9 protein-coding genes are annotated in these 10083 nt (G+C 66.6%); 7 read left to right on the top strand and 2 right to left on the bottom strand.

The features are described from left to right. Position 1 precedes the first annotated feature (1 nt). From U5A58_RS28070 to U5A58_RS28045, 6 genes are all read left to right on the top strand, one after another. Positions 2-1207 (top strand): beta-ketoacyl-[acyl-carrier-protein] synthase family protein, encoded by a 1206-nt coding sequence (locus tag U5A58_RS28070; protein WP_321963842.1) that lies wholly within the window; start codon positions 2-4, stop codon positions 1205-1207. A 5-nt stretch (positions 1208-1212) separates the two neighbouring features. Next, the gene (locus U5A58_RS28065) at positions 1213-2040 is read left to right on the top strand and encodes a beta-ketoacyl synthase chain length factor (RefSeq protein WP_321963841.1); all 828 of its coding nucleotides are present in this window, start codon (positions 1213-1215) and stop codon (positions 2038-2040) included. Continuing rightward, a complete protein-coding gene (locus U5A58_RS28060) occupies positions 2037-2555 on the top strand; it encodes a hotdog family protein (protein ID WP_321963840.1) in 519 nt (172 codons plus the stop codon). The genes U5A58_RS28065 and U5A58_RS28060 overlap by 4 nt, the downstream gene beginning before the upstream one ends. A gap of 22 nt (positions 2556-2577) precedes the next feature. Further along, positions 2578-2871, top strand: coding sequence for a hypothetical protein (locus U5A58_RS28055; protein WP_321963839.1), 294 nt, complete (start codon positions 2578-2580; stop codon positions 2869-2871). A gap of 265 nt (positions 2872-3136) precedes the next feature. Then, complete coding sequence (locus tag U5A58_RS28050) at positions 3137-5458, top strand: EAL domain-containing protein (protein ID WP_321963838.1); 2322 nt, start codon at positions 3137-3139, stop codon at positions 5456-5458. A 165-nt stretch (positions 5459-5623) separates the two neighbouring features. Next, positions 5624-6589 (top strand): chemotaxis protein, encoded by a 966-nt coding sequence (locus tag U5A58_RS28045; protein ID WP_321914099.1) that lies wholly within the window; start codon positions 5624-5626, stop codon positions 6587-6589. A gap of 16 nt (positions 6590-6605) precedes the next feature. Here U5A58_RS28045 and U5A58_RS28040 read toward each other — a convergent pair whose 3' ends face one another. Both U5A58_RS28040 and U5A58_RS28035 read right to left on the bottom strand, forming a co-directional pair. After that, on the bottom strand, positions 6606-7391 hold the full coding sequence (locus U5A58_RS28040; protein ID WP_321963837.1) for an aspartate/glutamate racemase family protein: 786 nt from the start codon (positions 7389-7391) through the stop codon (positions 6606-6608). Then, positions 7388-8632 (bottom strand): D-amino acid dehydrogenase, encoded by a 1245-nt coding sequence (locus U5A58_RS28035; RefSeq protein ID WP_321963836.1) that lies wholly within the window; start codon positions 8630-8632, stop codon positions 7388-7390. Before U5A58_RS28035 ends, U5A58_RS28040 begins: the two co-directional genes overlap by 4 nt. Before the next feature lie 273 nt (positions 8633-8905). Here U5A58_RS28035 and U5A58_RS28030 point away from each other — a divergent pair, with 273 nt between their 5' ends. After that, on the top strand, positions 8906-10072 hold the full coding sequence (locus U5A58_RS28030; RefSeq protein ID WP_321914096.1) for a branched-chain amino acid ABC transporter substrate-binding protein: 1167 nt from the start codon (positions 8906-8908) through the stop codon (positions 10070-10072). The last annotated feature ends 11 nt before the right edge of the window (positions 10073-10083 follow it).

Here is a 10083-nt window from a genome sequence, read left to right as displayed (position 1 = left end):
CGTGAAACCCCTCATCCTTTCGCATTTCACCGCTACCAGCTGCCTCGGGCGTGGGCTCGACGCGACGCTCGACGCGCTGCGCGGCAAGCGCGGGGGGCTCGCGCGCTGCGACTTCGCGCGCGCGGACCTCGATACGTGGATCGGCGCGGTCGCGGACCTGGAGAGCGAGACCCTGCGTGGCGATCTCGCGGACTACGCGTGCCGCAACCACCGCCTCGCGCAAATCGGCTTCACGCAGGACGGGTTTGCCGAGCACGTTCAGGCCGCGATTGCACGCTACGGCGCGGATCGTGTGGGCGTGTTCGTCGGCACCAGCACCTCGGGCATTCTCGAAACCGAAAACGCGTACCGGCAGCGGGACCTGGAAAGCGGCGCGCTCAAACCGGGCTTCCATTACGCACAAACGCACAACCCATTCGCGCTGGCTTCTTTCGTGCGCGCGTATTTCGGCCTGCGCGGACCGGCAACCTCGATTTCTTCTGCCTGCTCTTCGGGCGCGAAGGTGTTCGGGTCCGCGCGCCGCATGATCGAAGCGGGGCTGATCGACGCGGCGGTGGTGGGCGGCGTCGATTCGCTCTGCTTGACAACCTTGTATGGCTTCAATTCGCTCGAACTGCTTTCGCGCGACCCGTGCCGCCCGTTCGACGTGAATCGCAACGGCATTTCGATTGGCGAGGCCGCGGCGTTCGCTTTCCTCGAACGTACGCCCGCCACGCTGGACGACGACGCCATCCTGCTGCTTGGCGTGGGCGAATCGAGCGATGCGCACCACATGTCGTCGCCGCATCCCGAAGGACTCGGCGCGCGCGCCGCAATGACGCAGGCGCTTTCCACAGCAGGCGTGGCCGCAAGCGAGGTCGGCTACATCAATCTGCATGGCACGGCCACGCCGAGCAACGACGCCGCCGAGAGCCGCGCGGTCAACGCCCTTTTCGAGCGCACGCCGTGCAGTTCGACCAAGGGCGCGACGGGGCACACGCTCGGTGCGGCGGGCACGCTCGAAGCGGTGATCTCGGCGCTTGCGCTGCGCCATCGCTTCGTGCCCGCCGGTGTCAACACTACGCAGCCCGACGCGGCGCTCGGCCTCGACTACGTGCTCGAAAGCCGCGAGTCGCAAGTGGGTGCCGCGCTCAGCAACTCATTCGGTTTTGGCGGCACGAACTGCAGCCTCCTGTTCGGCCGCGCGGACCGCGCACATCACGGATGACCGCCATGAGACTTTGCGCATTCATTGAAAGCGTCGGCGTGATTGGCCCGGGTCTTGCCAACTGGCCGCAGGCCGCGGACGTGCTCGCCGCGCGCACGCCCTACGCGAGCGCACGCACGGTGCTGCCGCCGCCGGAAGGTCTGCCGGCGGCAGAGCGCCGCCGCACCGGCGCGGTCGTCAAGACCGCGCTGGCCGTGGGCCACGAAGCCGTCGCGGCGAGCGGCCGCGACGCCACCACGCTGGCCACCGTGTTCGCCGCCTCGGGCGGAGATGGTCAGAACTGCCACATAATCTGCGACGCGCTTGCCGGCGAGGATCGTCTGCTTTCGCCCACGCGCTTTCACAACTCGGTGCACAACGCGCCGGCTGGCTACTGGAGCATTGCGACACGCGACCAGGCCACGTCGAACGTACTGTGTGCGCACGACGGCAGCTTCGCAGCGGGACTGATCGAAAGCGCGTGCCAGGTGGCCGTGGACGGCGTGCCTACCTTGCTGATCGCCTACGACGCCGACTATCCCGAACCGCTGCACGCGCTGCGTCCCGTGGCCGATGCATTTGGCGTGGCGCTCGTGCTCGCGCCGCAGGCGAGCGCATCGACGATTGCGCGGCTCGATGTGACGCTCACCGAAGCGCTCGCCACGCCGCTTGCCTCGCCGGAACTCGAAGCGCTGCGCGCGAATAATCCCGCCGCGCGTGCGCTGCCGTTGCTCGAAGCGCTCGCGTGCATGGAGAAGTCCGGCCAGCCGGCAAGCGTGGTCATCGACTATTTGCCCGAATTGCGCGTGCAAATCGACGTGGCGCCCCCGGGTGCGTTTGGAGAGGGCGCATGACGACGCAAGCCGCCCTGCCCGGTACCCTTGCGGATGTGATTGCGAGCGCCGCGACCATTGCGCCGATCGACCGCGCATGGATCGCGGCGCGCATACCGCATAGCGGCGCGATGTGCCTGCTCGATGGCGTGCAAGCGTGGGACGAAACACATATCCGTTGTACGGCAACGAGCCATCGCGACCCGCACAACCCGCTGCGCTCGCGCGGCCGTCTCGCGGCGGTGTGCGGCGTGGAATATGCCGCGCAGGCGATGGCGGTGCATGGCGCGTTGCTTGGCGCAATAGATGGTGCAGCGGCGGACCGCCCGCGCGTGGGTTTTCTTGCTAGCGTGCGTAACGTGATTGCGCACGTTGACCGCCTCGATACGCTCGCCACGCCGCTCGCGATCGAAGCCGAGCGCGTGAGCGGCAGCGGCAACACGATCCTCTATGGTTTTACGCTGCGCGGCGAGGGCCGCGTGCTGTTGACGGGACGCGCGGCGGTTATGCTCGACGCGTCCGCAGTGATTCGATGACAATACAAAAAGGAGCCCGACGATGAAATCCAAACGGTTCATACTTGCCGCGCTCGTGCTGGGCCTGGCCAGCACGATGGCGCACGCCGACCTTCACGAAGTGAAGGAGAACATCAAGCACGACTCGAAGGAAGCGGCCACGAAAACCGGCCACGCCGCGCGCGACTTCGGCCACGCCACCGCGAATGCGGCGAAGACAGTGGGCCACGGCATCGCGCATGTGTCACGCGAAGGCTACGAGGCCACGAAGCGTGCGACCAAGCGCGTGTTCCATAAGGACGGCAGCAGCGAAAGCAGCGAAAAGAGCCAGGCGTAAGGCGGTTTTCAGCTACGCGTCATCGTAGGCGTTTACCCTCGCGCGCCTCGGTCCACTCGGCGCGCCTTCCCGTCTGCGCCCTGTAATCCGCCTCGCGGCGTTCCCACTCAACACTTCAAGATACCGCCGCCCCTGCCGTTAATGCAGGGGCGGCGTCATCGCTCGCCTCGCGGCGAACGGTGCGCCTCACACCACAACAAAGATCGGGCCGGCCGCGGGCGCGACGTGCAACACACGCACTGCGGCAAGAAGAGGGGAAGAAGGTATGGTCTATTCCCAGGCGGCGGGAGCGTTCGGCGCAGCGGGATCACGGGGCGGTCAGTCGGAGGTGTCGAAAGAATCGAGCGAGGCCGTGAGCGGAGCGGATGCGGCGCTCGCTGAAGAGCGAAACGTACTCAGGCTGGTGTCGCGCAGCATGCCGCTGCCGGAACTGCTGGCGGAGGTCTGCTGCCGCGCCGAACGGCTGCTGGGCGAGGGCGCGAACTGCGCGATCCTGCAACTGGACGGCGACGGCCGGCGCCTGCGCATCGGCAGCGCGCCGTCCTTGCCGGCGCAGTATCACGCCGCGTTCGACGGCACGCCGGTCGGTTCCGGCACGAGCCCGTCCGGCACGGCAATCCACGAGCGGCGCACGGTTTGCGTCGACGACTTCGAACGCGCAGACGAATGGGGCGAGTACCGCCGCATCGCGCTCGACAGCGGCCTGCGCGCAGTCTGGACCACACCGCTCGACGACGACAGCGGCGGCGTGATGGGTGCGCTCGCCGTGTACCAGAGCCGGCCCTGGCGGCCCACGGCGGCAGAGGAGGCGCTGCTGTGCGATATCGCCAGCAGCGTCGCGGCCATGCTCAACCAGCAGACCATTGCCGAGCGTCTCGCGCTGAGCGAAGAGCATCATCGCCTCGTGGTGGATCACCTCAACGAAGGCATCGTGATGCAGGCCCGCGACGACACCGTGCTCGCCTGCAACCGCAGCGCGCGGCGTATGCTGCGGCTGCCCGAGCACGCCGTCGGCCTGAGCATCATGAAGGTGATTCCACGTGTGCTCGACGAGAGCGGCAAGCCGCTGCCCATCTCGAAGCGCCCGAGCATGAAGGCGCTCAAGACGGGCAAGCCGGTGCTCGGCGAGACGGTTGGCCTCGAACTCGCGGATGGCGAGATCGTGTGGGTGAGCGAGAACGTGCTGCCGATTTTCCGGCCCGGCGAAAGCGAGCCGGTTTCCGTGGTGGTTTCGTTCACCGACATCGGGCCCGTGCGCGAAGCGCAGCAGCAACTGCGCTATCTCGCCACGCGCGACCCGCTCACGGGACTCTATAACCGCACGTTCCTCGCCGAGCGCATGCACACGCTGCTCGAAACGGCGAGTTGCTCGGCGCGGCCCGCGCTCCTCTTCGTCGATCTCGACGGCTTCAAGAAGGTCAACGACACCGGGGGCCACGAAGCGGGAGACTCGCTGCTGCGCGACGTGGGGCGGCGGCTCGCCGCTTGCGTGAGCGACGCGGATACGCTCGCGCGCGTGGGCGGCGACGAATTCGTGATCGCCGTGTGCTGCTACGAGAGCGTGGACGAACTCGTCGCGCTGGCGCAGCGCGTGCTCGCCGCGATCGCTGCGCCGTTCGCGGTGGCGGGCAACGAGTACTACCTGGGCGCGTCGATTGGCATCAGTCTGTATCCCGACGACGGCCGCAGCGCCGCCGCGCTCATCCGCAACGCCGACTCGGCCATGTACGCGGCCAAGCAGCGCGGCACCAACCAGTTCCAGTTCTTCACGACCGAATTGCGCCAGCGCCTGCAGCGCCGTTTCCAGATCGAGCGGGGGCTGCGCCGCGCGCTCGCTTCGGGCGAGCTGCGCCTCGTGTATCAGCCGATCGTGGATGGTGAAAGCGGCCGCATGATCGGCGCGGAGGCGCTGCTGCGCTGGGAGAGCGAGGAGCTGGGGCAGGTCTCGCCCGTGGAGTTCATTCCCGTGGCCGAGGACACCGGCATGATCATCCCGATCGGCCAGTGGGTGCTCGAGCATGCGTGCCGCCAGGCCGCGCAGTGGCGGCGCCTCTTTGCGCCCGACTTCGTCATGGCGGTCAACTTTTCGCCGCGCCAGATTGCAGACGGGCTGGTCGAACAGGTCGAGGACTGTCTTGCGCGTACCGGACTTGCGCCCGACGCGCTCGAAGTGGAGATCACCGAAGGCATTCTCATGAGCGACAGCCAGAGCGTGCTGCCTCTGCTGCACGCGCTCAACGACATTGGCGTGCGCATTTCGGTGGACGACTTCGGCACCGGCTATTCGTCGCTCTCGTATCTGAAGCGTTTTCCGCTGCACCATCTGAAGGTCGATCGCACGTTCGTGGCGGGCTTGCCGGGCAACCGCGATTCCGTGGCGATCACCCAGGCCGTCGTGGCGATGGCGCATTCGCTCGGCATGCGCGTGACCGCCGAAGGCGTGGAAACGCCCGAGCAGTCCTCGTTTCTCCGCTCTCTGCGCTGCGAGCGGCAGCAGGGTTACCTGTTCGGCCGTCCGGTGAGCGCCCAGGCCTGCGCGGCGCTGCTGCGCGAGCATGCCGCCGGCCACGTGCGGGAGGGCGCGTGAGGGCGCGTGGATGTGCCCGGATACGGCACGGTCGTGCGGAAGTAACAGGTTGAAAGCTGGCTCAAGAATTCCCGCGCGAGGCCGTAGACGGAAGACAGGGAAGCGATGCCACGAGCATCGGTTCGCACCGGACAAAGCGGCACACGATAAGGACACGAGAGAATCATGGACAGCGGCTTCGCAATCGACGAACGAACGCGCCTGACAAGCACGAACCAGTTCGAACTCTTGCTATTCCGTCTCGGCGCGGCGCCGGGCAGCGAGGTGGGCGAAGTCTTCGGCATCAACGTTTTCAAGGTACGGGAAATCCTGAGCATGCCGGCGATCACGCCGATCGCGGCGTCGTCGCCCTACGTGCTGGGCGCGGCGAACATTCGCGGCCAGGTGATGCCCGTGATCGACCTGCCGCGGCTCATGGGATGCGAGCCGGCCACGGGACTGAACATCCTGCTCGTGACCGAATTCGCGCGCTCCACGCAGGGCTTCGCGCTCGAAAGCGTGGACGAGATCGTGCGGCTCGAATGGAGCCAGGTGCTGACCGCCGACGTCACGATGGGCAACCGCGTGACGAGCATCGCGCGGCTCGAGAACGACCCCGAGAGCAAGCGGCTCGTGCAGGTGGTGGACGTGGAGCAGGTGCTGCGCGACGTGTTCCCGGCGCAGCACGGCGCGGTCGTGGCGGAGGACGTGGGCGAGCCCGCGATGATTCCGGCGGGCGCGAAGGTGCTGGCCGCCGACGACTCGGGATTCGCGCGCGAGTTGATCGGCCAGAGCCTCAAGGCGCTCGGCGTGGAATACACGATGGCGAAGACGGGCCTCGAAGCGTGGAAACAGCTCGACGCGATCGCGACGAGTGCGGAGCGCGACGGCGTGCGTGCGAAGGATCGCATTGCGCTCGTGCTGACCGACCTCGAAATGCCGGAGATGGATGGCTTCACGCTCACGCGCAAGATCAAGGCGGACCCGCGTACCGTGGATATTCCCGTGGTGATCCATTCGTCGCTTACGGGCACCGCGAATGAAGCGCACGTGAAGAACGCTGGCGCGAGCGGTTATGTGGCCAAGTTCGCCGCTGGCGATCTGGCGGGGGCGATTCGCAGCGCGCTTGCCGGGAAGCCGGTTTACGCGTGATTCGCTTTAACTCTCGCTAACGCGCAAACAACCTCCCCAACTGCGGCTCGCTATCTTGCACCCCCGCGAGCCGCAGCGCGTGCCAGGCCATCGCGTAGTTGCTCGACAGCACGGGCTTGCCGGTCTGCGCTTCGATCTCCGGCACGATCGCGGCCACGCGCAGACTCGTGCACGAAACGAACACCGCATCGGCATCGTCGTGGCGCGCGAGCCTGTCTATCGCACTGCGAATCGAACTCGCGTCGATGCGCGCCACCTCGTTGTCGTCCGCATGCTCGAACGAGGCTATGCGCGTGACGGCCACGCCGCGCGCCTCGATGTAATCGCGCATGAAGTCGTTGATCGTTCGGACGTAGGGCGTCAGCAGCGCCACGCGGCGCACGTCGAGTGCACGCAGCGCGGCGAGCGCCGCCGTGATCGGCGTGGTGCATTCGATGCCGGGCCGCGCCTCGCGAATGCGCGAAGCGACTTTCTCTTCGCCTATCACCATCGAAGCCGAGGTGCAGCCGAACGCCACCACGTCAAGGCGCTCGCCGGGCAAGAGCAGGCTCACGGCCGGGGCGATGCGCGCCGCGATTTCCGCCAGACGCGGCGGCGTGATGTCCGGCGAATTCTCCACGCGACTCTCGTAGAACGCCACGCCCGGCTGGCGCAACAAGTCGCGCCATTCGTGTTCGATCGTATGGTCGGTGGCCAGCACGACGAGGCCAATCGCGGCGCGGCGGGCAATGCCGCCGTCGAGCGCGAAATCGAGCTTCGTGTAAACGTCCTCGTGATCTTGCGGCGGTGCGGTGGTGTTCATCTCAGCGTCAGTCCCGTCATGTCGAGTTCGGGTTCGCGCCCGGCCATGATGTCCGCGAGCAGTTTCGCGGTGCCGCACGACATGGTCCAGCCCATGTGCCCGTGCCCCGTGTTCAGAAAGAAGTTGCGATGGCGCGTGCGGCCGATCAGCGGCGTGCCTTCGGGCGTCATCGGGCGCAACCCGGCCCAGTAGGTCGGCTGCGTGTAGTCGGCGCCCTGAGGAAAGAGTTCGTGTGCCGTCTGCATCATGGACGTGTAATCCGAGGGCGTATGGCGCGTGTCGTAGCCCGCGAATTCCGCGGTGGCGGTGAAGCGCAGGCGCGCGCCGAATCGCGCCCACGCCACGAGGTGATTCTCGTCCACGCCGCCCATGTCGGGCGGCCGATGTTCGGGCCCGCAGGGGAACGTCGCCGAATAGCCCTTCACGGGATAGATCGCGATGCGGTAGCCGAGCGGCCGCGCGAGGATCGGCGACCAGGAGCCGAGCGCGAGCACGTAGTCGTCGCCCTCGATCACGCCGGCGCGCGTATGCACGCCGGCAATGCGGTCGCCGGCGGCTTCGATGGCGTCGATCGGGGCGTCGAACACGAAGCGCACGCCCATACGTTCGCAAACCTCTTTGAGCGCGCGCGTGAAGCGGTGCGCGTCGCCGCTCTCGTCGCTCGGACAGTAAATCGCGCCGGCAATGCGCTCGCGCGCGTGGGCGAGCGCGGGTTCGCGTGCGGCGACGGCAGCGGCGTCGAGCGTTTCGAGCGGCAGGCCGTTTTCGACGAGGATCGACATGTGTGCGCGGCCGCGTTCGAACGAGGCGGCGTCGCGATAGAGATAGAGCAGGCCGCGGCTGATGCGGTCGTATTCGAGCTGTTCGCGCGCCGTGACCTCTTGCAGTTGATGCTGCGCATAGCGGCATAACCGCACCTTGCGCGAGGTATTTTCGCGCGAGCGCGCCTCGGTGCAGTTGAGCAGGAATTGCGCGCACCATGCCCACATGTGCGGATCGGCCCTGAGGTGCAGGCGCAGCGCCTGGCCCTCGACGAACAGCGATTTGAGCAGAATTTTCGGCGCGCGGGGCGAGGCCCACGTGTATGAATGGCCAGGCGCGACGAGCCCCGCGTTGGCGAAACTGGTTTCGAGCGCAACGCCCCCGCGCCGCTCGACCACGGTGACCTCGCGGCCGTCGCGCGCGAGGTAGTACGCGCTCGTGACGCCTGCTATGCCGCCGCCCAGCACGATGGTCTTCATTCGCGCCCCTCCATGCGTGTATACAAAGTACCTTCACGCCGCCCCAAGCGCACGCGATTTGTATACGCGCATACCCTATAGCAGTTAAACGCTGGCATGCATCTATCATGGATAAGTCGTTATGCGCCGGTCCCCATGCAAGCTGCGCGCCATGAGCGAGCGAGTCTTGCAGGGCATCGCACCGGACGAATTATTTCGTTTCGCTAACTGACCGCGCGGGCTCGCCTGCGTTGCGGCATCGCCCGGTCGGGTCCACGCTCAGGAGCCGCTCACATGAATCCTCAGAACAATGGCACGCTGCACGCAACCCTCGCGCTCACCTTCCTTTCGCTTGCCGCGCTCGCGCCTGGCTTCGCACAAGCCCAGACGATCAAGATCGGCGTGCCGGTGCCGCTTTCGGGCAGCAGCGCCGCAGCGGGCACGGATATCCTGAACGGCGCGAAGCTCGCGGCCGCGAAGATCAACGCGGCAGGCGGGGTGCTCGGCAAGCAGATCGAACTGGTACCCGAAGACGACGCCTGCGATGCGCAAACGGCGGTTCAGGCTGCGCAAAAGCTCGTGGATGCAGGCGTGGTCGCCGTGGCGGGTGGCTACTGCTCGAGCGCCGCGTTGCCCGAGTTGACCGCGTTCCACCGGGCCGGCATTCCCTACGTGCTCGATGCCTCGACCAATCCGAAGCTCACGGAAATGGGCTACGACAACGTGTTTCGCACGATTGGCCGTGACGACGAGCAAGGGCCGTTTGCGGCCAGCTTCATGAAGAATTCGCTGCACGTGAAGCGCGCGGCGGTGATCGACGACAACACGACCTACGCGAAGGGTCTCGCGCAGAACACGGTCGAATCGCTCAAAAAGATGGGCGTAGACGTGGTGTATGCCGACTCGATCACGCCGGGCCAGATGGATTATTCGCCGACGCTCACCAAGGTGTCCTCACTGAACCCGGACGTGATCTATTACACGGGCTATTTCTCGGAGGCGGGTCTGCTCGTGAAGGAAGCGCGCCAGGTGGGCCTGAAGATGACCTTCATGGGCGGCGATGGCACCAATGATCCGACGCTCATGAAGACGGCGGGGCCGGCCGCCGACGGCATGATCATCACGACCGCGCCGCTCGCGCAGTTCCTTGCGGGCGCGCACGACTACGTGGATCAGTACAACAAGTCCTATGGTCAAGGGCCGGGGCCGTACTCCGTGTATGAATACGACGCCGTGGGCGTGACGGCCAAGGCCATGGCCGATGCGAAATCGGCCAAGCCCGCGGACATCAGCGCGGCGCTGCACAAGATCGCGAACTATCCGGGCGCCACGGGGACGATCGGTTTCAATCCGAAGGGCGATCGCAGCCGCGCCGTGTACATCACGGTCGTCGTGCACAACGATCAGTTCGAGCCTTACCAGCGCCAGGATGCAAACGGCAAGTGGGTGACCATGAAGTAAGCGCCCCGGGC

Source organism: Paraburkholderia sp. J7 (genome assembly GCF_905220155.1).
Classification (GTDB): domain Bacteria; phylum Pseudomonadota; class Gammaproteobacteria; order Burkholderiales; family Burkholderiaceae; genus Paraburkholderia.
The sequence above is the reverse complement of the archived record's forward strand: the minus strand, read 5'-3'. Positions and strand labels throughout refer to the sequence as shown.

Bases quoted from the DNA above. Each gene is read 5' to 3' on its own strand.
- U5A58_RS28055 (WP_321963839.1), top strand. From the start codon at position 2,578: ATGAAATCCAAACGGTTCATACTTGCCGCGCTCGTGCTGGGCCTGGCC.
- U5A58_RS28065 (WP_321963841.1), top strand. From the start codon at position 1,213: ATGAGACTTTGCGCATTCATTGAAAGCGTCGGCGTGATTGGCCCGGGT.
- U5A58_RS28050 (WP_321963838.1), top strand. From the start codon at position 3,137: ATGGTCTATTCCCAGGCGGCGGGAGCGTTCGGCGCAGCGGGATCACGG.
- U5A58_RS28045 (WP_321914099.1), top strand. From the start codon at position 5,624: ATGGACAGCGGCTTCGCAATCGACGAACGAACGCGCCTGACAAGCACG.
- U5A58_RS28040 (WP_321963837.1), bottom strand. From the start codon at position 7,391: ATGAACACCACCGCACCGCCGCAAGATCACGAGGACGTTTACACGAAG.
- U5A58_RS28060 (WP_321963840.1), top strand. From the start codon at position 2,037: ATGACGACGCAAGCCGCCCTGCCCGGTACCCTTGCGGATGTGATTGCG.
- U5A58_RS28030 (WP_321914096.1), top strand. From the start codon at position 8,906: ATGAATCCTCAGAACAATGGCACGCTGCACGCAACCCTCGCGCTCACC.
- U5A58_RS28035 (WP_321963836.1), bottom strand. From the start codon at position 8,632: ATGAAGACCATCGTGCTGGGCGGCGGCATAGCAGGCGTCACGAGCGCG.